The organism is Lentzea sp. NPDC058450, assembly GCF_042721395.1.
Taxonomy (GTDB): domain Bacteria; phylum Actinomycetota; class Actinomycetes; order Mycobacteriales; family Pseudonocardiaceae; genus Lentzea.
Map to the genome: position 1 here is coordinate 21,456 of NZ_JBHXLO010000009.1, position 21,372 is coordinate 42,827.

Below are 21,372 nucleotides of genomic sequence, written 5' to 3' on the forward strand. Positions count from 1 at the left end.
CGATGGTCCCCGCCGGTGGGACGATCAGGCAAGTCCGTCGGTGACCGTGAGGGCTTCGTCGAGCGGTTTGCGGGTGAGGTCGGGGACCTCGCAGTCGGCGGCCGGGTAGCCGATCGGGAAGAGGATGTACGGGCGTTCGCCGGGGCGTCCCAGCAGGTCGGCGAGGAAAGTCATCGGGTTCGGCGTGTGGGTGAGGGTCGCGAGGCCCATCGAGTGCAGCGCGGCGATGAAGAAGCCGCACGCGATGCCGACGCTTTCGTTGGTGTAGTAGGTCTTCTTGCCGTTCTGCTGCTTCTGCGCGAACGCGATCACCAGCCAGGGCGCCTCCTCCAGGAACTCCTTGGTGGCGTCGGTCTCGAGGCGTTCGAGGGCCGCGTGCCAGTCGGGGACGTCGCGGTCGTAGAACTGGCGTTCCTCGGCTTCGGCGGCCTCGCGGATGCGTTTCTTGAGGTCCGGGTTCTGCGTGGCGACGAACCTCCACGGCTGTTGGTGCGCGCCGCTCGGTGCGGTGTTGGCGGCTTTCACGGCCAGTTCGATCGCTTCCTGCGGCACCGGGTCGGGCGAGAACCAGCGCACGGACCTGCGGGCGTCGAGGAGTTCGTAGAAGCGGTGGCCGCGCTCCAATCCTTCGTCGATCGGCAGGCGTGGTGGCGTGAACGGGATGAACGGATGGCGGTGTTCTCTCACGTTTTCGACGATGCCCGGTGCTCATTCTTTTGGCCAGCTCAAGTTTCTCGTGGCAGTTATAAGCTCAGCTCATGAATCTGCCCAACGTGACGGTGCGGCAGCTGGAATACCTGATCGCGGTGGCCGAGACGGGGTCGGTGACGGCCGCCGCGGCGCGGTGCCACGTCTCGCAGGGCGCGATCTCGCTGGCGTTGAGCGAACTGGAACGGGCCTTGGACCTGAGGCTTGTCGTCCGTTCCCCACGCCGTGGCGCCGCCCTGACCGCGGCGGGCACGCGGGTGCTGGCCGACGCCCGGCGCGTGGTCGGGGCGATGGGCGACCTCGGCGTCGAGGCGCGCGGGCTGAGCAGCCAGGTCGGCGGCGTGCTGACGGTCGGCTGCTACGCGCCGATCGCGCCGTTCCACCTGCCGGCGGCGATCGCGACGTTCGAGCGGGCGCACCCGGACGTGTCGGTGCGGTTCGTGGAGGGCAGCCTGCCGGAGATCGGCGAGGACCTGATCTCCGGCCGCTGCGAGCTCGCGTTCCTCTACGACCAGGACCTGGTGCCGGGCATCGCCACGACGCCGTTGTACGACCAGGCGCCGCGCGTGCTGCTGCCCGCCGGCCACCGGTTGCGGCGACGGCGTGCGGTGGCGTTGCGGGAGCTGGCGGGGGATCCGTTCGTGCTGCTCGACGTGGCGCCGAGCGAGCGGTACTTCCGGTCGGTGTTCGCGGCGGCCAGCGTGGAGATGGTGGTGACGCACCGGGCGCGCAGCTTCGAGCTCGCCCGGTCGTTGGTGGCGCGGGGGATCGGCTACTCGATCACCGTGCAGCAACCCGTCGTGACCTCGTCGTACGAGGGCCTGGAGGTGGTGACCGTGCCGTTGCGAGACGACGTGCCCACCACACCTGTGGTGCTCGGCTGGGCGCGCGGCGGGGCGTTGACGCGCCGCGCGCAAGCGTTCGCCGAGCACTGCGTGTCGTTGTTCGGCGGCTAGATCGCATGGGCGATGGCGATGTTGCCCGCCAGCCGGTCGCCCGCCTCGTAGATCATGTACTCGCGGCCCTGGTAGGTGCCGAACGACGGCGCGGCCGCCCTGCCGTTGTCCGGCGACCCCGCGAGCGAGTCGTGGAAGACGCCGAGGTGGTTGCGCTTGCTGAAGTCCTTGCCCACCTCGGTGATGAGGATGTTGCCGCCGCTGGCCTTGTCGGTGTTGTAGACGACGTAGACGCTGTTGTTGCGGAACAGCAGGTGCGGGCCGCCGACGTTCACCGCGCCTACGTCCTGGTGCCGGATGAGCGGAGTCTGCGCGAACGTCCAGTCGCGGGCGTTGGCCGACCAGCCCCAGCCGATGTCGCGGTGGTTGGTGGTGTTGTTGAGCATGAAGACCATGACGTACCGGGCGCCGCGGGCGGTCAGGTCGTGCCGGAACACCCTGGCGTAGGACGTCTCGGTGGTGCCGGCGGGCAGCAGGCGGGTCGACAGGACCTCCTTCTCGTAGGAGAAGTGGATGCCGTCGGCCGAGCTGGCCAGGCGGGTGACCGTGTTCTCGCCGTGGAAGTACAGGTACATGCGCTTGGCGTCGTCGTTCCACATCGCGTGCGGCGACGACACGTGCGACACCGAGTACTCGCCGGGCCAGCTGCGGGTGATGATCGGGTTGCCGGCGTACTCGGTGAACTCCTCGTCGAGCGTGTTCGCGTACGCCAGGCAGATTCCGCCTGGTGCGTCGTGCGGCGCGTAGTAGAGGTAGTAGGCGGCGAGGGCGCCGGAGATCCGATCTTTTGTGCCGCGAATGGTCGGGAAGATCAGTTCGCCGGTGGGGTTGTAGCGGAGTTTGTTCTTGACGAGGGCGAGCCTGCGGTAGCGGTAGTCGGGGAATCCCGCCGGGGCGGCGACGGCGGGGGTCGCTCCCGCCAGCAGGGCCGCGCTCGCGGTGCCGAGCAGAAGTTGACGGCGGGTCGGTGCCATGGGTGCTCCTTCGCTCCGGGTGGTTTCGGACCGTAGGGCTGCGAGAGCGGTGAAACAAGACTGTAATACGAATTATCAGTTCTGATGTCGATGCGCGGGGGCTGGTCGGCTCCGTCCTCCGCTGTGTGAGGCATGCGCGGGTGTGCGGCGTGCCGTGTCGTGCGTGGCATTACTCTTCTTTTTCTGTTTTGCCAATCGGTGAATTCCTAGAATCTGCCGGTTCTGCCCGGAAGAACTCAGCGGTAAGGTCCAGACCAGTTGGTCATCCGCTCGGAGCCGAATCCCGGGGGAGGATGTCGAATGACGAACCCTGGTCTGCTCGACGAAATCCGGCGCAGGCGACAGGAATTGGTGCGCGACGGCCGGTGGAACGAGGCGGACCAGTTCGTGGCGGACGCGGTGCCGGCGCTGGAACCGACCGCGCTCGCCTATCTGCCCGGCAGTCCCGGTGGCGGTTCCGACCCGGCTGTGTTCCGCGCGGTGCAGGCGGTGCACCGCGGCACGGGGCGCGCGGAGGCGGTCGCCGCGGCGCGGTGCGCGCTGGAGACGCGGGCGCTCGACCCCGGTGCGTTCTGGCAGGCGGTGATGGTGCTGGTGCACGCCGGCGAGGTCGCCGAGGCGCACCGGCACTGGTTCGCCACCGGGGACGACCTGCTCGGCGGGCGGATCATGCTGTCGCGCGGCGATCCGCGTGCCGCGGCCCGGTTGTGGGGCGGGGCACGGGAGGGCGTCGCGGTCGCCTGGCTGGCGCTGGCGTTGACCGAGATCGGTGAGTTCGACCGGGCGGGCGCTCTGCTGGCCGACCGGCCGGACGGGGCCGAGGTGTGCTTCGCGCGTGGCCGGTTGTTCCTGGCGCAGGGACGGAGCGCGGCGGCGCTGGACGAGTTCCTCGACTGCGGACGGCGGCTCGCGCCGTGGGGCGTGGTCAACCCGGCGGTGGTGCCGTGGCGGTCGTCGGCCGCGCTCGCCGCCGCCGACCTCGGGGATCTGGTGCTCGCGCGGGTCCTCGCCGAGAAGGACCTGGTCGCCGCCCGGCGGTGGGGCGCCGCGCGAGGGATCGGGCTCGCGCTGCACGCGGCCGCGCTGGCCCGCGGCGGTGATGACGTGCTGCTGGAGGAGGCGCTGACGGTGCTGGGAGAGGGCTCGGCCGACGCGTTGCGGGCGCGGCACGACCTGGCGCAGCTGTTGCTCGCACGAGGTGAGGTCGATCGTGCCCGCAGGCACTCGCGGCGGCTGCGCGAGGCCGCGTTCAGTCCACAGTGGATCGGGGTGGCGGAGGCGCTGGCCGCCAGGCTGTTGCGCAACGACGGCGAGTCGGCGTTGAGCGGGCAGGAGCGCCGGATCGCGCTGCTGGCCAGGGCGGGGCGGTCGAACCGGGAGATCGCCGGGGAGCTGGGGCTCACGCTGCGCACGGTCGAGTTCCACCTCACCGCCGTCTACCGCAAGATGGGGGTGGCGGGGAGACCGGGGCTGCGCCGGGCGTTCGTCCCCACGGCGTGAGAGCGTGCGAGCTCGCCACCGGGCTGGTCGCGGCGGGCGAGAACTGGGTGGACGCGGTCGGGGCGGCCGAACGCGCGCTGGCCGATCCCGGGTGCCGCGCGAGTGCGCCGTGCGTGTCGAAGGCGTTGGGGGCGTTGGTCTGCGCGGGTGAGCTCGTGGTCGCCGACGCGCACAGCATCGCGTTGCTCGACGAGAGTCCGGGCGACCGGGCGATGGCCGAGCACGTGCTGCTCGTCCGGGCCCAGGTCGCGCGCCGCACCGGTGACCTGGCGAGGTGTGCCGCGTTGCTCGAAGCGTTGCGGGACAACGGGTCCGAGGACGAGATCCGGCCGGAGGTGCTGTTCTGGTCGGTCGAGCTGCTCGCCGCGCTCGGGGAACCGCGGGCGGCCGGGGCCGTGCTGCGCGGCTACGGCGGGTCGGGTGCGTTGCTGCTCGCGGCCGAGGCCGTCGTGGCGATGGCGTCCGGACGTCCGGAAGACGCGCTGACGGGGCATCTCGCGTTCGGCCAGGCCACCGGTGTCGCCAATCCCGCCGTGCTGCCGTGGCGGTCGTGGGCGTCGCGGGCCGCGCTGGCCTGCGGTGACACCGGCCAGGCCCGCCGGCTCGCGGCGGAGGAGCACGCCGCGGCCTGCCGGTGGGGTGAGCCGCGCGCCCTCGGGTCGAGTCTCGCGGCGGTGGCGGCGTGCTCGTCCGGCGGCGAGGCCCTGGTGGCGTACGAGCGGGCGATCCGGTTGCTGGAGCTCGCGCACGCCAGGGCGGAGCTCGCGCACGTGCTGTGCGACTACGCCGATCACCTGACCGCGCAGGGTAAGCAGGCAGCGGAGATCTACGGCCGGGCGCGGGCCACGGCCCTCGACATCGGCCACGACGCACTCGTGCGGCGGTGCGGGATCGTGCGCGGCGACGGTCCGGCGCTGACCCCAGTCGAGACGGAGGTGGCCCGGCTGGTGCGGGCTGGTCTCGCCAACCGGGAGGTCGCGGCACGGCTCGCCATGGCCACCCGGACCGTCGAACTGCACCTGACCAGGGTCTACCGCAAGCTCGGGCTGTCCGGGCGCCGGGAGTTGAGGACCTTGCGGACCCACCGTGGTGCCTCGGACGGCTTCCCCGCGTGATCGTGGAGTCCTGACGACGTCCGGTGCACGCCGGACTCGCGGGGAGGGAGCTCTCGGATGCTCACACGACCACTCGGCCGCTGGGCCTCGGCGTTGTTCGCGCTCGCGTTCGTGCTGGGGGCCGCCGTGCCGTCGGCGAACGCGGCGGTGAACCACACGGTCACGCTGGTCAACAACACCGGCCAGACGATCTGGGTCGGCAGCCAGGTCAACGCGGACGGCTCGAAGGCGTTGACGAACCTGCCGACGCTGCAGAACGGCCAGTCCGCGACGATCACGATCCCGGAGACCGCGGCCCCCGGCCACTGGCGCGGCACGTTCTTCGCCCGCACGGGCTGCACGGGCGTCTCGGGCTCGACCTTCCGCTGCGCGGTCGGCGACTGCGGGGTCCAGGCCGCCCGGTGCGTCACCGGCGAGCAGCCCGCGAGCCTCGCCGAGTTCAACTTCGACACCCGCGACCGGCTGGCGCCCTGGTACAACGTCAGCTACGTCAACGCGTTCTCCGTGCCGGTCTCGATCTCCGCCGTGAACGCGAGCCCGCCACCGGGTTCGACGTCCTGCGGCACCGCCGGGTGCACCGAGAACCTGCTGCCCCGCTGCAACCCCGCGTACGCCAAGACCCTGAACGGCAAGCGGATCAACTGCGTCAACCCGAACCGCGACGCGCCGACGGACTACAGCACCACCATCAAGTCGCGCTGCCCCAAGGCCTACGCGTGGTCCAAACAGGACACCGAGCCGGGCAACCAGACCGTGTTCCAGTGCGCGAACTGCAGCGGTTTCAAGGTCACGTTCCACTCCGTGGCCTGAGCGTTTTCCCCTCCCTGAAAGGAAAACCATGAAGTCCACCCTCAGGACCCCCGTCGTCCTGGCGTCGGCGGCGGTCGTGTCGTTCGTCTTCTCCGGCACCGCCTCGGCCGTCAGCGGCACCTCCAGCTGGTACAACGACGCCGGCTACGGCGCCTGCGGCACCCAGATCAACGCGGCGACGCAGATGCTGGTCGCGGCCCCCGCCGCGCTGTGGACGACGCCCAACCCGAACAACGACCCGTTGTGCCGCAAGTCGATCCGGGTCACCTACAACGGCAAGACGATCACGGTGCCGATCAAGGACAAGTGCCCGAGCTGCGGGAGCAACAAGATCGACCTCAGCCGGCCCGCGTTCGCCAGCCTGGCCAATCCCGACGTGGGCATCATCAACGTGACCTGGCAGATCGTCTGATCCGATGCGCCTCTCCCTGCTCGCCGCCACGACCCTCGCCCTGGCGGCCACCCTCGCACCGCAAGCCTGCGCGGCCACCGTGCAGGAGGACGTCATCGCCCTCACCAACGCCGAACGCGCCAAAGCGGGCTGCCCGGCCCTGCGGTCGAACGCCGCTTTGAACACCGCGGCGCAACGCCACTCGGCGGACATGGCCGCGAAGAACTTCATGGGCCACACCGGCTCGGACGGCAGCACGGTGGTCGTCCGGATCGAACGGGCGGGCTACACCCGTTGGACCAGGGCCGCCGAGAACGTCGCCGCCGGGCACACGACCGCCGCCGCCGTGGTGCGCGGGTGGATGAACAGCGCAGGACACCGCGCCAACATCCTGAACTGCGCCCTGAAGGACATCGGCGTCGGCCACCAGTACCGGGCCGGCACGAAGTACGGCCACTACTGGACGCAGGACTTCGGCACCCGCTGACGCCGTCAGCCGAGCAGCTCGGCGAACCTCCTGGCGAACAGGTAGGCGTCCCCCGGCCAGCGCGCCGACACGTAGTTGCCGTCCTGCACCACGAACGCGGGCCCGTCGTCGGTGGCCGTACCCCGGTCGCTCAGCTCGACGGGCCCGCGTTCGAACACCGCGCCCGACGCCACCACTTCGTCCTGCACGTACGCGGGATACGTCCGGTAGTACCGCCCGCGCCGCCACGCCGTGGCGAAATAGGCCGTGCGCTCCATGTACTTGGGCAGGCACGTCGTCCGCCGCCCGTCCAGCACCCCGGCGCGCGCGAGGACCAGGACGCCGTGGCAGATCGCGCCCACCGGCCGTTCCAGCGCCCAGAACCGCGCGACGACCTGCTGGAGCTCCGCCGAGCCGAGGTACTGCCGCATCCCCGGCGCGTGCCCGCCCGGCAGGACCAGCCCGTCGAACTCCTCCGGCACCACCGACCCCCAGGCGACCGGCGCGCGGTAGGCGGGGTCGTCGAGCAGCTGCCGGTAGAACGCCTTGGGCTCGTCCTCGGCGCCGAGCTGCCCGAACAGGACGCCGGTCAGCAGCAGCGGGTCGGCCTGGGGCGCGGCGCCACCCCGTTCGGTCGCGAAGACGACCTCGTGGCCCGCGTCGGTGAGCAGTCGCCAGGGGACCGCCACCTCGGTGACGTCGAAGTCCTGGTCGGGGAGGGGAAGCAGCACGCGCACGGGTCCGATCCTGCCACCTGGGGGACTGGTGCATCGCCTGGTGGTCGCGCAGGCGTTCCCACCCTTGCGTATCCCTGGCTGGGAGAGGTGCCGAGGCTGAAGCGAATGCATACTCGAAACCGTTGAAAGCACACAAAAAATTGCTCGCGCCGAATGGGCGCGGCTTTGCCGCATGCCTGAAAAACGTTAGGAAAGCAATTCCGTGAAACATGTCAGCAAGTCATTGGTCGCTGCCGTGCTGGCAGCGGGGTCCCTGGTCGTGTCCGGCGTGGGGCCCGCGTCCGCCGCGTCGTACCCGGTGTGCGCGGCCGACGTCGTCCAGCACTTCGACCTGGGCAAGGGGCAGACGCCGGAGAGCATCGTGCTGGCGACGGGCGGGACCGCCTACGTCGCCTTCGCCAAGGCCCGGCAGATCGCCGAGATCTCGCCGTCCGGCCGGATCCGGGTCCTCGCGACGCTGCCCCTGCCCGCGGACGGCGGCGTCAAGACTCCGGCTCTCGGGTTCCCGCTGACCCTCGGGATCGACCGGGCCGCGGACGGCACCCTGTACTTCCTGTACGCCACGGGGACCGCCGACCTCACCGGTGTGTGGAGCCTGCGTCCGGGCGGCACGCCCCGGCGCATCGCGGCCCTGCCCGCGACCAGCCTTCCCAACGGTCTCGCGCTGGACTCGCGCACGCGCACGCTCTACGTCGCCGACTCGACCGGCTCGGTGTGGAAGGTTCCCGCGCAGGGCGGCAGGGCCGAGGTCTGGTCGTCCGGCGGTGAGCTGGCGGCGGCCGGGTTCCTCGGGGCGAACGGCCTCAAGCTGCACGGCGGTGCGGTGTGGGTGTCCAATCTGGACAAGGGAACGATCGTGCGCATTCCGTTGCGGGGCAACGGTTCCGCCGGTGATCTGCGCGTCGTGGCCACCGGGCTGAGCGGCATCGACGACTTCGCCTTCACGGGCAGGGGCGACGAGATCATCGCCGCGCTCGACGTGACCAACCAGGTGGCACTCGTCAGGTCCGACGGCACGCACTCGATCGTGCTGGCGGCTGAAGACGGTCTTCAGGGCCCGACCGCGATCGCCGTGCGCGGCCGCACCGTCTACGTGCCCAGTGCCGCCTACCTCACCGGGAAGGACCCGAACCTGCTGCTCGCCCACCTGGCCCGTTGAGGACCCCGGAAACCGTTGAGGTGCAACGCATGAACGAGATCGAGCTAGGTGAGGTGACGGTCACCAGGGTCGAGGAGATGCACGGCCCGGTGATGCCGCCGAGCCACTTCTTCCCCGACCTGCCCGAGTCGGCCTGGCGGGAGAACCACGCCACGCTGGTTCCCGACCACCACGACGTCGAGGCCGACATGGTCCAGGTCGCCATGCAGACCTGGCTGCTGCGCAGCGCCGGGAAGACCGTCCTGGTCGACACGGGCGTCGGCAACGACAAGGCGCGGCCCGCGGTCGACGCGTGGGACCACCTGAAGCTGGACTACCTGGCCAACCTCGCCGCGGCGGGCGTGCTGCCCGGTGACGTCGACCTGGTGGTCAACACGCACCTGCACGTCGACCACGTCGGCTGGAACACCGTGCTCGTGGACGGGGAGTGGGTACCGACGTTCCCCAACGCCGTGTACCTGATGCCGAAGGCCGACTTCGAGTTCTGGAACCCGGCGAACAACCCCGGCATCGCCGGCGGGGTCAACGAGAACGTCTTCGAGGACAGCGTCGCTCCCGTGCACGCCGCGGGTCAGGTGCGGCTGTGGGAGGACAGCCACGTGATCGACGAGAACCTGAGGTTGGAAGCCGCGATCGGGCACACCCCGGGATCGAGCGTCGTCAAGTTGACGTCCGGGGAGGACAGGGCCCTGTTCGCGGGGGATCTGCTGCACACCCCGCTGCAGATCTCGCACCCCGACCACAACAGCTGCTTCTGCGAGGACCCGGTCCTCGCCCGCGCAACCAGGCGGGCACTGCTGGGCTGGGCGGCCGAGGCGAACGCGCTCGTCCTGCCCGCGCACTTCAGCGGCCACAGCGCGCTGGAGGTCGCGCGCCGGGGCGACACGTTCGAGATCAAGAACTGGGCGCCGTTCACCAAGTACTGACACCGCGGCCGGAGGCCGTCACGTGGTGACGGCCTCCGATTTCCCGTCTCCAGAAGGAGAAACTCATGCAGCAGTCTGATGCGACTGTTGTCACCACAACCGGCGGCACCGTTCGCGGACGTGAGCACGAGCACGGCACCGTCTTCCTGTCCGTGCCGTACGCCGCGCCCCCGATCGGCGAGAACCGCTTCACGGCGCCGCGCCCTCATCCCGGCTGGGCCGGCATCCGGGACGCGACCCGACCCGGCCCCACCGCCCCGCAGCCGTTGCGCGAGAAGTTCGGCACGCTCGACATGACGCCCTTCTTCGGGCCTGGCTGGATCCCCGGCGACGACTACCTGACCGTGAACGTCTGGGCTCCTCGACACAGCGGTCGTGCGCACCCGGTCATGGTCTTCGTGCACGGCGGAGGGTCGATCGCGGGGTCGAGCCACGGTCCGCTCTACGACGGCTCGGCCTTCCAGCGCGACGGCGTCGTCCTGGTCACCGTCAACCACCGCCTCGGTGTTCCCGGCTTCCTGCACCTGCCGGACGCTCCGGACAACCGCGGCATGCTCGACGTGCGGGCGGCGTTGCGATGGGTGCGGGACAACATCGGCGAGTTCGGCGGCGACCGCGCCAACGTCACCCTGTTCGGGCAGTCGGCCGGTGCCACGCTGGTCGGGGGACTGCTGGCGGATGTGGCCTCCACGGGCCTGTTCCGTCGCGTCATCGTGCAGAGCGGTGCCCAGGCCTTCACGCCGGAACAGGCCGGTGTGGTGACCGAGGCCGTCGGACGGGAGCTCGGACTCGTCCCGAGCGCGAAGGCGTTGGCCGACGTTCCCGACGAGCACTTCGTCGCCGTTCTGCCTCACCTCAACGGCCTGGACCTGAGGACTGCGACGGCGCACGACCCGTTGGGCGGCATCACCCGGTTCGGACTGGTCAGCGAGGAGCAACCGGCGGCCGTGATCGCGCGGGGAGCAGGCGCGGAGGCAGACCTCCTCATCGGCTCGAACCTCGATGAAGGGCGTCTCTACCTGGCACCTCTCGGCCTGCTGAAGGACAGCACGCTGGACGACGTCCGCGAAGCCGCGGAACGCTTCAGCAGCCGGCCGGACGCTTTCGTGGACGACCTGCTGCGGAAGCATTCCGCGGTGGGGCTCGACGAACTGCGCGCGATCGTCCTGACTCACGGGCTGTTCGGGGCCGCTACCGAAGCGCTCGCCGCGGCCCACGCCGCGTCGTCGTCCCGACGCACGTTCCGCTACCAGTTCGCCTGGCAGTCGGCGGCGCTCGGCGGACGACTCGGCGCGAGCCACGTCATGGAACTGCCGTTCGTGTTCGAGACTCTCTCGCTGCCCGCGTTGTACGGGGACAACGGTTTGCTCGGTGACGTCGAGCCGCCGACCCAGCTCGCGGCGGAGGTGCACCGAACCTGGGTCCGGTTCGCCAGGACGGGCTCCCCGGACTGGCCCGGCCATCGCGAGCGCGGGTACGTCGAGCCCCTCGGCCTCGGCTCGGCCGCACGGTGAGTGCGGCTCACTTCGACCTGGTGGCCGTGATCCACTCGGCGAGGGACGAGAGGGTGGACTCCGCACTGGCGGCCATGTAGTCGCGCAGCTCCTCGACGTCGGCTCGGGTGCGGCCGAGCACCGGGTCGAGCCGGAGCAGCCGCCACGACTGCGCCGCGAGGGTTCCGTTGTCGTGCGCCTCGAACGTCCAGGTCCATTCGACGATTCCCTCGCGCGCTCCGCCGACCACGAAAGCGAACTCCGCGCCGGGCTCGGCCTTCGTCACCTGCGAGCGCGTCGTCCACTCCTTGCCGTTCCTGGTGTTGCGGCCGCTGAACCACGCACCGGCCACGGGCCCGGCGCCCTCGTCGAAGGCGACGTCGCTCGCGTTCGGGCTCCAGCGGCTGATCGCGGACACGTCGCTGACCAGGCGGTAGACCTCGTCCGGCGTGGCGTCGACCCACGTCCGGCGGGTGAAGCCGAACTCGGCCGGGTTCATCGACTCGAGGTCGTCGTGCAGTTCCTTCGCGGTGCCCATGGAATTTCCTCAGCTTTTGTGGGGTGGTACGCCGACCATTGGAACGGCGGCACATCGGGCAGGCCACCCCCGGTTTTGCGTATCCCTGGCTGGGACAGGTTCCGGCCTCGAAACCGGTTCATACTCGGATTCATGAGCGAGACGACACGGTTGGGGGACTTCCTCCGGACGCGGCGCTCCCAGCTGCACCCCGACGAGGCCGGCGCACCCACGTACGGCGGTCGGCGGCGTGTTTCGGGGCTGCGCCGTGAGGAGCTCGCCGGTCTGGCCGGAGTGAGTGCCTCGTACTACGCGAGGCTCGAGCAGGGACACTCCGCCAGCGCCTCACCCGAGGTCCTCGACGCGCTCGCCACCGCCCTGCGGCTCGACGACGCCGAACGGCAGCACCTGCACACGTTGGCGAAACCGGCGAAGCGGTCCCGAGTACGACGCCCCGCGCCCGAACGACTGTCCGCGGCGACCGGCCAGTTGCTCGACGCACTCGCGACCGTTCCCGCCGTCGTGCTCGGCCGCCGCTCGGACGTGCTGGCCTGGAACAGGCTGGGACACGCGCTGTTCGCCGGGCACCTCGACTTCGACGCGCCGGGAACCGCCCACCGTCCGAACATGGCCCAGCTCGTCTTCCTCGACGCGCACACGCGCGAGCTGTACCCGGAGTGGCCGACCAAGGCCAGGGCGGTCGTGGGGAACCTGCGCCTGATGGTCGGTCAGCACCCGGACGACGCGGCACTGCACGAACTGGTCGGGCAGCTCAGCGCGAAGAGCCCGGACTTCGCGTCCATGTGGGCCGATCACCGGGTCAAACCGTGCGCCACGGCCGAGTTCGAGATGAGGCATCCGCTGGTGGGGACGATGGTCGTCACGCAGCAGACGCTGAGCAGCGGGCCCGGCCCGAGCGTCGTGGTCGCCACCGCACCCACCGGCTCGTCCTCGCACGCCGCGCTGACGCTGCTCGGTCAGCTCACGGTGCCCACCGCGGAGGCGCGCAACGCCTCGGCGAGCCACACGTAGGGGAACCGTTCCGGCTCGGTGTCGTTCACCGCGTTGACCAGCTGCACGTACTCGTCGAACGGGCTCTCCGGGTCGGGTGGCGCCTGATCCCACTCGGCGCCCGCCAGCATGTGGTCGGCCGTCTGCAACCGGAACTCGGGTGTGTCCGGGATTCCCGGAGAGTCGGCCTGGGAGAACAGACCGGTCAGCCAGCCGATCCACCCGTCGGCGATCTCACGTCCTCGCGGCGAGTCGGGCGGCACCTGCTCGCGTGCCGCGTCGATCGCCGCCTGCCCGAGGGGCGCCGCCTCCTCGAACGCCTCCAGCATCGGCGCCGAGGACATCATCGGCCCGGCCCCGGTGGTGCACGCCTCGTGCAGCTCGCGGCGCAGGGTTCGCCGGATCTCGCTGTCGCGGAGCAGTTCGGCCAACCTGATCCACGCCTCCAGCTGCGCCGCGCTCGGGTGGTCCGGAAGCTCGGGACGCGCCGCTCGCCACCACCCGACCATGCGCTCCGAGGCCTCCCAGCCGGTGGTGACCTCGGTCCAGAAGTCGTCGATCAACCGGTCGCGCTCCTCATCGGACATCGCGACCAGCTTGTGCATCAACGTGACCTGCTCGGCGGTGGAGTCCTGCCGCAGAATCGCGGACAGCACCGCCTGACGGCTGCGCAGCCGCGCCTCGTGCTGGGCGAGCAGGGCCATGTGGGTGGTGGCCAGCTCCCGCAGCGTCACCTCGCCGGCCAGCACCCGCCGGATCTCGTCCAGCCCCGCGTTGAGCTCGCGCAGGGTCCTGACCAGTTCGAGGCGCGCGATGGCGGACACGTCGTAGAGGCGGTGGCCCGCTTCGGTCGTCACGGTGGGCGCGACGACACCGGCCTCGGCGTAGAACCGGATGGCGCTCACGCTCAGGCCCGTCCGCCGCGCCACGTCGCCGATGGGGTACAGCTCGTCGAGTTCCACGTCACCCACTATGGGACCTCAAGCGGCTTGAGGTTCAACCCCCGAGGTGGCCGTCCCGTAGATCGATCAAGCAGACCAGACGGCTCGATACCTTGTGTCACTGGGATTCTCGCTGCCCACCGGGAGCAGGAGGACATCGTGGGCACCGCGCCGCTAGCGCAGGGCGCCGTTCACGTCGGCGAGTTCAGCGGCCAATGCTCGACACCGTCCGCATTCTTCAAGATGCGCCTCGACCTGGGTGGCTTCCACCTTGGACAGACCGCCGCGCGTCCACGCGCCGAGCCTGTCGACTGTTGCCCGGCACCGCTCAGAGTTGCTCTCGGCGAGGTGCATCTGCAGGTACTGCTGCTTGAGGCCCTCGCGTGCGCGGTAGGCGAGCGCGGACACGCCGTTGGCCGTCAGCCCGAGCAGGGGAGCGACTTCGGCCGGCGACTGGCCCTCGATCTCGGTGTGCCACAGCACCAACTGCCAGCGCTCCGGCAGTGCCGCGAAAGCCCTCGCCGTGATCGACCGTTCCAGTCCGGCTACTGCGCTGTCGGTGAACGGCGTCGTGATGGACGTCAACATCTGCCTCGGCATGTCGTCTTCGTCGAGGCCGGTGTCATGGTCGTCTTCGGGGACGATGGCGTTGATGTCGTCGAACAAATCGATCTTTTTGTCCCGCCTGGCCTTGTCGTAGGCAGTGTGCCGAACTGCGGTGAGGAGATAGGCGCGGAACGCCGAGCCTGGTCCGCCACCCGCGCGCAGCGTTGCGAAGACCTTGGCGAACGCGTCAGAGACCAAGTCGTCAGCTTCCGCTGTGGAACGGGCCAGTTGACGCGCGAGGTTGTACGCGGAGCCGACGTAGCGCTCGTACAGCAGCCCGTAAGTTTCAACGGCTCCGCCGCGTACGGAGTCGAGCAGCTGTGCATCGGTGGGAGCTGCGCCGCGGGAGACGTCCTCGATCACTCGGCGATAGAGGTCGACACGGGTGCGTGCGGGTCTGCCCACTTCGTCGTACTTGTTGCGGGCGCGCGAGATGTACTGCTTGACGGTGGATTCGCTGATCTGCAGCTGCAGCGCGATGCGGGTAGTGGTCATGCCGGATACCCACATCGTGATGACCTCGCGCTCGCGTGGGCTCAGCTCCGGATTCTCGACCGCCCCTGTCGTCCACGGCCCGTCCTGCAAGGGGCCGCGATCACCTGTCGGAGGCGTCTCAGGAGCACCTGACGGCTTGCCTCGACTCGTTCCCGAGTCAGGGGGTTCGTTGAACGGTGTGCTTAGCCCACTTTGCGAAGCTGTCTCCACCTGGGGCGTCTGGAAGGACCCAGGTGGCGCCGTGACTGTTTCATCTGTTGCAGCCGGCGCCCCGTCCTTGGGGCGGGACTTTCGCGCTCGAAGCCATGCAGAAGTCGTAGTGGCGCAGCCGTCACAAGCCTTCACCTTGCGGGAACCGATCGTCACCACCGTGGTGGCGGGATCTCCGCAGGTCACATCGCAGATGACGACCTCGCAGTCGCCGATCACGCCTCGGTCGCGCCGACGCCTGGCCGCGAAGCGGCAGTTCGACGTGCAGAACCGCCGGGGGCGGCCGACACGAGCATCAGATGGAGGCAGCGGCGCGCCACAGTGCGCGCAGACGCGCGCTTCTGCGGGTTCCGGCGAGTTTCGTGCCTCCACGTCCTGAACGCTAATCTGAAACGGACAGCATGACCAGCGTGTCTGCCGGGCGTAAGAGCGGAGTTTCGTGCCCTGTGGGTCGAACGGATGTCTGACACCGGCCCAGGAGACGAGCGACACTGCATGCCGTGACGCAGCAACTCCGGAGTTGCTGCGCAAACGGGCCCGCATCTGCAGATACGGGCCCGCTGGCGGATACGTGATCAGTGCTCGCGAGGCCTGAAGATCACGTCTCCTGTCACCACGGAAGCCCTCGCCACCGCGGCGGGGGCTTCGTGCTTGGTGAGCACGCATCCCACCTCGGCGAGAAGTAGAAGCCCACGCGCGGGCCTCCACCAACGAGCGCTTCGAGTGCGCCACCCGGTCTGCTCAACCGCCTGGTTCGACGGAGGCTTCTCAGGCGCCGCGTCACGGCCGTCATAGACCATCGCATCCACTCTGTCCGTTCCTGGTTCCGGCTCGCTGCCGAACGTTCAGGCGGCGAGCGGACCAGCGACCAGACAGACAAGACGGTCAGGCTCAGAAGACCGAGAGCCCAAACAATTCCCTAGTGCTGCGTTGTTACACAAGGGCACCAGCGGGCTCGTGGTGCATCACAGACCATCCCGGGTTTCCTACCTGCGGAGATGGGCTCATTGCCCTGAGGTTGCAGGATTGCCACGATCAGCATTGGTAGTTGTAGTCCGGCACGTACCGGTGCGGACGTGCCAGGTGACGGCGCCAACGGATCGCTGATGGGGTCACGCGGAGGCCGGTTGGTGATGCCTTGATCAGACTGCAACGACCAGTTCGGGCGGTCGTTGTCGGGCTTGACTTCATCTCTCGACGGAGGAGTCGATCCCTTCATTCCGGACCAGCGAGAATCTGCGCGCCTTGGTTCGGCTCCGTGTGACGAGCAAGCCTTCGCGGTCGCGCAACTACCGGATCTCGTCCGTGGTCAATGTGCGCTGCCTCCACGGCGACACCGTCACCTGGCCGTGGGCGGCGGTGGACACGCCGGCCTGGTCGATGGTGTGTGCCGTCAGCAGATCGGACAGCGCGAGAAGGTCCTTGGAATTGCTCAGGCCTGTCCGCCGCGTCACCTCGCCGACCGGCGTCGGAGCTCCGGTCCGTAGATCGATCAAGCAGGCATCGCCGACTGATACGTTGCCTGGTGGTCGGGTCGCTGAAGATCCAGCGCCCAGCGAGAAGGGTTGGCTCGATGAGCTTGCTGCGCAGCTACGTGTCGGGTGGGTGGCACACGCCAACGGTCGAGGGCGCGCCGTTGCACGACGCCGTGACCGGTGAGGAGATCGCGCGGATCTCGTCGGCGGGCGTCGACATGGGCGCGGCGCTGCGGTACGGGCGCGAGGTCGGCGGGCCCGCGCTGCGCGAGCTCACGTTCCACCAGCGGGCGCAGCTGCTCAAGGCGCTGGGGCTCTACCTCAAGGAGCACAAGGCCGAGCTGTACGCGTTGTCGGCGCGGTCGGGTGCGACCAAGTCCGACTCGTGGATCGACATCGACGGCGGGTTCGGCGTGCTGCTCGGGTACGCGTCGAAGGCCAAGCGCGAGCTGCCCAACGACAAGGTCTACGTCGACGGGCCGGTCGAGCCGCTCGGCCGGGGCGGCACGTTCGTCGGCCAGCACATCTGCACGCCGCTGCGAGGCGTCGCGGTGCAGATCAACGCCTTCAACTTCCCCATGTGGGGGCCGCTCGAGAAGTTCGCGCCCGCGTTCATCGCCGGCGTGCCGTCGCTGATCAAGCCCGCGTCCCAGACGGCGTACGTGACCGAGAAGATGGTCGAGCTGATGCTCGCCTCCGGCCTGCTGCCCGAGGGGTCGTTGCAGCTCGTCTGCGGGTCGGCCGGCGACCTGCTCGACCACCTGACGCCGCAGGACCTCGTCGGGTTCACCGGCTCGGCGTCCACGGCCCAGCACCTGCGCACGCACCAGGCCGTGATCCGGTCGTCCGTGCGGTTCAACGCCGAGGCAGACTCGCTCAACTGCTCGATCCTCGGCCCGGACGCGGTCGCCGGCACGCCCGAGTTCGACCTGTTCGTCGGGCAGCTGGTGACCGAGATGACGACCAAGGCCGGGCAGAAGTGCACGGCGATCCGGCGTGCGCTGGTGCCCGCGGCGCTGATGGACGCGGTGGCCGAGGCGACGGCCGCGAAGCTGTCCGAGGTCGTGATCGGCAACCCCGCCGACAGGTCCGTGAAGATGGGCGCGCTGGCCGGTCTGGAGCAGCGCGAGGAGGTTCTTCGCTCGCTGAAGGCGTTGCGGGAGAACGCTTCTGTCGTCTACGGCGATGGCGCACTGTCGCTTGTGGACGCGGACGCCGAGCGCGGCGCGTTCATGTCGCCGATGCTGCTCCGCGCCGCCGCCGACGCCGTGCAGCCGCACGAGGTCGAGGCGTTCGGGCCGGTGTCGACCTTGATGCCGTACACCAGCGTGGACGACGCCGTGGAACTCGCGGCGCGCGGTGCCGGGTCGCTGGTCGGCTCGATCGTCTCCGCCGACACGGACTTCGTGCGCGACGTCGTGATCGGCGTCGCCCCGTGGCACGGCCGGTTGCTCGTGCTCGACCGCGAGGACGCCGGCGAGTCGACGGGCCACGGTTCGCCGTTGCCGATGCTCGTGCACGGCGGCCCCGGCCGTGCCGGTGGCGGTGAGGAGATGGGCGGCATGCGCGGCGTGCTGCACCACATGCAGCGCACGGCCGTGCAGGGCAGCCCGCGCGCGTTGGGCGCCATCACGAACCGCTGGGTCACGGGCGCGCCCCGTCTCGACGACGCCGTGCACCCGTTCCGCAAGACGCTGGCCGAGCTGAAGATCGGTGACACGGTCACGGCGGGCCCGCGCGAGGTGACGCTGGAGGACATCGAGCACTTCGCGTCGTTCACCGGCGACACCTTCTACGCGCACATGGACGAGGAAGCGGCCGCGGCCAACCCGTTCTTCGGCGGCCGGGTCGCCCACGGCTACCTGGTGGTGTCGTTCGCCGCCGGTCTGTTCGTCTCGCCGGAGCCCGGCCCGGTGCTCGCGAACTACGGCCTGGAGAACCTGCGGTTCGTCACGCCGACGTTCCCCGGCGACCAGCTGACCGTGACGCTGACGGTCAAGCAGATCACGCCGCGCGAGGACCAGGAGTACGGCGAGGTCCGCTGGGACGCCGACGTGACCAACCAGAAGGGCGAGTCGGTCGCGAAGTACGACGTGCTGACGCTGGTCGCGAAGAGCTAGGTCCCGGACGGGGGGAGGGGACGGGTCACCGGGTCCCCTCCATCCCCGCGCCGACGCGCGCGATAGAGGGGAAATAGCGGCCGCCTCTAGCGTCCACGACGGAAGCCGAAGGCTGGTTCGGTTCTCTCCGTGGTGGACAAGCGGAAGTGGACGTATGTCGAACCTGGTGAACCAACTACCTGTTGAGGTCGTGCGCTGGCCGGTGGACGCGGCGGCAAGAGAGGCCTGTCAGCGCAGCGGGACGTTGTGCCTGCTGGTGCTGGAGAAGAACGTCCCGGCTCCGGTCCTCACCGACATGCGCGAGGACTGGGTCCGCGCGCCGGTCCCGCATCAGGATCTGGCGGTGCGCATCGCCATGCTCAGAGCCCGGGCGGCGCGCTACGCCGTCCCGGAACTGGACATGTGCGGCATCCTGCGGTTCCGCACGCGGTCGGTCGTGCTCTCCCCGACGGAGCGCGCCCTGGTGGCCGAACTCCTGCACCGCTTCCGCTCGCTCACCACGCGCGAGGACCTGCTGCTCTGCCTCCCGACCAAGGACGGCGACACCAGCAACGCCCTCCACCTGCACATAATGCGCCTGCGCAGGCGCATTGCCCCGCTCGGGCTCGTCATCAAGACCCTCTGGAGCCAGGGCTACCAGCTGGGACCGGCAGGGCCCTAGTTTGGCGGTGGGTACTCGGTTGTCGTGAACACCGAGCTGCTGGGCATCTACCTCAACGACCACCTGGCCGGCGCCGCGGCGGGCACAGAACTGGCCCGCCGCATCAGCCGCAGCCATCCCGAGCTGCGCGTCCTCGCCGACGACATCGAGGCGGACCGCAAGGAACTCCTCGACCTCATGCGCGCGGCGGGCGTCGAGTCGCGCCCGCACAAGGAAGCCCTCGGCTGGCTGACCGAGAAGGCGGGCAGGCTGAAGCTGAACGGCAGGCTCCTCGGCCGCTCCCCGCTGAGCGACGTCCTGGAGCTCGAAACCCTCCGCGTGGGCATCGAGGGCAAGGCCGCGCTCTGGCGCACCCTCCGCCACCTGGGCAGCTTCGACGACACCCGCCTCGAACGCCTGGCCACCCGAGCCGAGAGCCAGGCGACCCTGGTGGACCAGTACCGCCTCGGTCTCGCCCCGAAGGCGTTCAACTCCCCGTACGTGTCCGGTGTGGACGTGGAACGCACCTTCACCGTGGCCACCACCCCGGAAGGCGTGACCGAGTACCTGCGCGACTTCGCCCGCACCGAACAGTGGGACCCCGGCACCGTCACGTGCACCCGCCTCGACACCGGCCCGGTGGCCGTCGGCTCCCGCTGGCGCAACGTCTCCCAGTTCCTCGGCCGCAAGACCGAGCTGGTCTACGAGCTCACCCGCGACGACACCACCGGCCTGCAGTTCGTGGGGCGCAACGACACCGCCACCTCCACCGACGACATCTCCATCACGCCCGGTCCCACCCCCGGCACGACGAGGATCGGCTACCACGCGCACGTGGAGTTCAACGGGCTCGCGAAGCTGGGCGCGCCGGTGGCGAAGCTCGCGATGGAGAAGCTGGGCACCGACACGGAACGCAGCCTGATCCGGGTGCTGGGCGCGGCCCACTGACGGCTGCCAACCGCAGTCGCCAACGCAAGGCGACCACCGTCTTGGCCAGGCGCGCGAACTCAACCGGCAGCCGTCAACGCAAAGCCAGCCACCTACGAGGCCTGGCACGCGATGCCGAAGGCGAGCCCCGACCAGCAGAACGCAACCCACCCCGCTGGAACGGGAACCAGTCGGCGCAACCGGTAAAGGCGAAGGAAAAACGCAGGTCAGCGGCGATTCCGTGCCAACACACGTGATCCCTAGACTCCCTCGGGCCGGTGGTCTGAGACAGGCCCTTCCTCCTGCCGCCCCGGCCAGGACACAGAGGGAGTACCGGGGTGTTCGAGAACAACCTCACCAGGCGCGGCTTCGTCACGGGCGCGGCGGCCGTGGCCGGACTCGCGGGCCTGTCCACCGTCGCACCGGCCCTGGCCGGCGCCGCACCGGACCCCGCCAAGTCCGCTGACCAGCACACGCCCGCCGAGATCCAGGCCTCCGAGGTCGGCGCGCTGGCGATGATGACGTTCCAGAAGATCGACGGCACGCCCGTCTACTACTGGCGGTCCAACCGCGGCAACACGACCGCGCGCAACTGGCAGGCCACCGACGCCTTCTACAACGCCCTCGTCGCCTGGGTGCGCGACCTGCGGTCGCTCTCGTCGAGCTACGGGTCGATCAGCTACATCGTGTCGGCCGGGTTCTACGTCAACAAGCCCGGGCAGCACGGCGCGGGCACGGCGATGGACCTCGACCACGTGCGGTGGTCCAACGGCAACGTCACCTCGCCGCTCGACCAGCACCACGCCTCCGGCACGGCCGCGCTGCGCAAGCGTTACCTGGCAACGGAAGCGGTGTGCCGGCGGCGGTTCCGGTACGTGCTGGACGGCTGGTACAACGCCGACCACCGCGACCACATCCACTCCGACTTCGGCGGCATGCCGGTGCGCGTGCTGAAGGACTCCGAGGCGGACACCAAGTTCGTGCAGGGCACGTGCAACAACTTCCGGGGGTCCGGGCTCGCGATCGACGGCATCTGGGGGCCGGCGACGACCAGCGCGTTCAACGGGCTCAAGTCGGCGCTCGGCGTGACCGGCGACCCGCACACCAGCACCGCCGTGTGGCAGGGCATGTTGTCGAAGATCGCGACCAAGGGCTTCGCGAACCAGAACATCTGAGCCGGCGCTGACGACGGCAA

20 protein-coding genes and 2 pseudogenes are annotated in these 21,372 nt (G+C 69.8%); 14 read left to right on the forward strand and 8 right to left on the reverse strand.

Annotated elements, in window-relative coordinates; genetic code table 11:
- Window positions 1–24 precede the first annotated feature (24 nt).
- Window positions 25–687 (reverse strand): nitroreductase family protein, encoded by a 663-nt coding sequence (locus ACFWNN_RS16370; RefSeq protein WP_382440729.1) that lies wholly within the window; start codon window positions 685–687, stop codon window positions 25–27.
- 71 nt (window positions 688–758) lie between these two features.
- Here ACFWNN_RS16370 and ACFWNN_RS16375 point away from each other — a divergent pair, with 71 nt between their 5' ends.
- Entirely contained in the window at window positions 759–1,664 is a 906-nt protein-coding gene (locus ACFWNN_RS16375; protein WP_382440730.1) for a LysR family transcriptional regulator, read from the forward strand.
- Here the strand turns inward: ACFWNN_RS16375 and ACFWNN_RS16380 are convergent.
- Window positions 1,661–2,638, reverse strand: coding sequence for a hypothetical protein (locus ACFWNN_RS16380; protein ID WP_382440731.1), 978 nt, complete (start codon window positions 2,636–2,638; stop codon window positions 1,661–1,663). The two genes, ACFWNN_RS16375 and ACFWNN_RS16380, sit on opposite strands and share 4 nt — an antisense overlap.
- A gap of 300 nt (window positions 2,639–2,938) precedes the next feature.
- On the opposite strand from ACFWNN_RS16380, the gene ACFWNN_RS16385 reads away from it, so the two are divergent.
- From ACFWNN_RS16385 to ACFWNN_RS16405, 5 genes are read left to right on the forward strand one after another with little or no spacing between them, the layout of a single operon-like run.
- Window positions 2,939–4,138, forward strand: coding sequence for a LuxR C-terminal-related transcriptional regulator (locus ACFWNN_RS16385; protein ID WP_382440732.1), 1,200 nt, complete (start codon window positions 2,939–2,941; stop codon window positions 4,136–4,138).
- Complete coding sequence (locus tag ACFWNN_RS16390; protein WP_382440733.1) at window positions 4,135–5,253, forward strand: LuxR C-terminal-related transcriptional regulator; 1,119 nt, start codon at window positions 4,135–4,137, stop codon at window positions 5,251–5,253. The genes ACFWNN_RS16385 and ACFWNN_RS16390 overlap by 4 nt, the downstream gene beginning before the upstream one ends.
- 57 nt (window positions 5,254–5,310) lie before the next feature.
- Entirely contained in the window at window positions 5,311–6,063 is a 753-nt protein-coding gene (locus tag ACFWNN_RS16395) for a thaumatin family protein (RefSeq protein WP_382440734.1), read from the forward strand.
- Between the two features lie 28 nt (window positions 6,064–6,091).
- Window positions 6,092–6,475, forward strand: a complete 384-nt coding sequence (locus ACFWNN_RS16400; RefSeq protein ID WP_382440735.1) for a cysteine/serine endopeptidase inhibitor — start codon at window positions 6,092–6,094, stop codon at window positions 6,473–6,475.
- Between the two features lie 4 nt (window positions 6,476–6,479).
- Window positions 6,480–6,941: a CAP domain-containing protein gene (locus ACFWNN_RS16405; protein WP_382440736.1), complete on the forward strand. Its 462-nt coding sequence runs from the start codon at window positions 6,480–6,482 to the stop codon at window positions 6,939–6,941.
- 5 nt (window positions 6,942–6,946) lie between these two features.
- Here ACFWNN_RS16405 and ACFWNN_RS16410 read toward each other — a convergent pair whose 3' ends face one another.
- Window positions 6,947–7,657, reverse strand: coding sequence for a type 1 glutamine amidotransferase domain-containing protein (locus ACFWNN_RS16410; protein WP_382440737.1), 711 nt, complete (start codon window positions 7,655–7,657; stop codon window positions 6,947–6,949).
- A 202-nt stretch (window positions 7,658–7,859) separates the two neighbouring features.
- Here ACFWNN_RS16410 and ACFWNN_RS16415 point away from each other — a divergent pair, with 202 nt between their 5' ends.
- The 3 genes from ACFWNN_RS16415 to ACFWNN_RS16425 all read left to right on the forward strand — a co-directional run bounded on the left by ACFWNN_RS16415 (window position 7,860) and on the right by ACFWNN_RS16425 (window position 11,256).
- On the forward strand, window positions 7,860–8,816 hold the full coding sequence (locus ACFWNN_RS16415; protein WP_382440738.1) for an SMP-30/gluconolactonase/LRE family protein: 957 nt from the start codon (window positions 7,860–7,862) through the stop codon (window positions 8,814–8,816).
- A gap of 29 nt (window positions 8,817–8,845) precedes the next feature.
- Window positions 8,846–9,742: an MBL fold metallo-hydrolase gene (locus ACFWNN_RS16420; protein WP_382440739.1), complete on the forward strand. Its 897-nt coding sequence runs from the start codon at window positions 8,846–8,848 to the stop codon at window positions 9,740–9,742.
- A gap of 65 nt (window positions 9,743–9,807) precedes the next feature.
- Entirely contained in the window at window positions 9,808–11,256 is a 1,449-nt protein-coding gene (locus ACFWNN_RS16425) for a carboxylesterase/lipase family protein (protein ID WP_382440740.1), read from the forward strand.
- Between the two features lie 7 nt (window positions 11,257–11,263).
- On the opposite strand, the gene ACFWNN_RS16430 is transcribed toward ACFWNN_RS16425, so the two are convergent.
- Window positions 11,264–11,773 (reverse strand): SRPBCC family protein, encoded by a 510-nt coding sequence (locus ACFWNN_RS16430; RefSeq protein WP_382440741.1) that lies wholly within the window; start codon window positions 11,771–11,773, stop codon window positions 11,264–11,266.
- Window positions 11,774–11,905: 132 nt separating this feature from the next.
- On the opposite strand from ACFWNN_RS16430, the gene ACFWNN_RS16435 reads away from it, so the two are divergent.
- Window positions 11,906–12,784, forward strand: a complete 879-nt coding sequence (locus tag ACFWNN_RS16435) for a helix-turn-helix transcriptional regulator (protein ID WP_382440742.1) — start codon at window positions 11,906–11,908, stop codon at window positions 12,782–12,784.
- Here the strand turns inward: ACFWNN_RS16435 and ACFWNN_RS16440 are convergent.
- The 4 genes and pseudogenes from ACFWNN_RS16440 to ACFWNN_RS16455 form a co-directional block, all read right to left on the reverse strand.
- Window positions 12,730–13,725: a MerR family transcriptional regulator gene (locus ACFWNN_RS16440; protein WP_382440743.1), complete on the reverse strand. Its 996-nt coding sequence runs from the start codon at window positions 13,723–13,725 to the stop codon at window positions 12,730–12,732. The two genes, ACFWNN_RS16435 and ACFWNN_RS16440, sit on opposite strands and share 55 nt — an antisense overlap.
- Before the next feature lie 156 nt (window positions 13,726–13,881).
- A pseudogene (locus ACFWNN_RS16445) lies at window positions 13,882–14,628 on the reverse strand (sigma-70 family RNA polymerase sigma factor); the annotation flags it as partial.
- Between the two features lie 108 nt (window positions 14,629–14,736).
- Window positions 14,737–15,681 (reverse strand): annotated as a pseudogene (locus ACFWNN_RS16450) (helix-turn-helix transcriptional regulator); the annotation flags it as partial.
- A gap of 623 nt (window positions 15,682–16,304) precedes the next feature.
- Window positions 16,305–16,511: a hypothetical protein gene (locus tag ACFWNN_RS16455; protein WP_382440744.1), complete on the reverse strand. Its 207-nt coding sequence runs from the start codon at window positions 16,509–16,511 to the stop codon at window positions 16,305–16,307.
- Window positions 16,512–16,588: 77 nt separating this feature from the next.
- On the opposite strand from ACFWNN_RS16455, the gene paaZ reads away from it, so the two are divergent.
- The 4 genes from paaZ to ACFWNN_RS16475 all read left to right on the forward strand — a co-directional run bounded on the left by paaZ (window position 16,589) and on the right by ACFWNN_RS16475 (window position 21,352).
- Window positions 16,589–18,610 (forward strand): phenylacetic acid degradation bifunctional protein PaaZ, encoded by a 2,022-nt coding sequence (paaZ, locus tag ACFWNN_RS16460; RefSeq protein WP_382440745.1) that lies wholly within the window; start codon window positions 16,589–16,591, stop codon window positions 18,608–18,610.
- A 154-nt stretch (window positions 18,611–18,764) separates the two neighbouring features.
- A complete protein-coding gene (locus tag ACFWNN_RS16465; protein ID WP_382440746.1) occupies window positions 18,765–19,271 on the forward strand; it encodes a helix-turn-helix domain-containing protein in 507 nt (168 codons plus the stop codon).
- Between the two features lie 24 nt (window positions 19,272–19,295).
- Window positions 19,296–20,198, forward strand: a complete 903-nt coding sequence (locus ACFWNN_RS16470) for an SRPBCC family protein (protein ID WP_382440747.1) — start codon at window positions 19,296–19,298, stop codon at window positions 20,196–20,198.
- Window positions 20,199–20,515: 317 nt separating this feature from the next.
- On the forward strand, window positions 20,516–21,352 hold the full coding sequence (locus ACFWNN_RS16475) for an extensin family protein (protein ID WP_382440748.1): 837 nt from the start codon (window positions 20,516–20,518) through the stop codon (window positions 21,350–21,352).
- Window positions 21,353–21,372 lie beyond the last annotated feature (20 nt).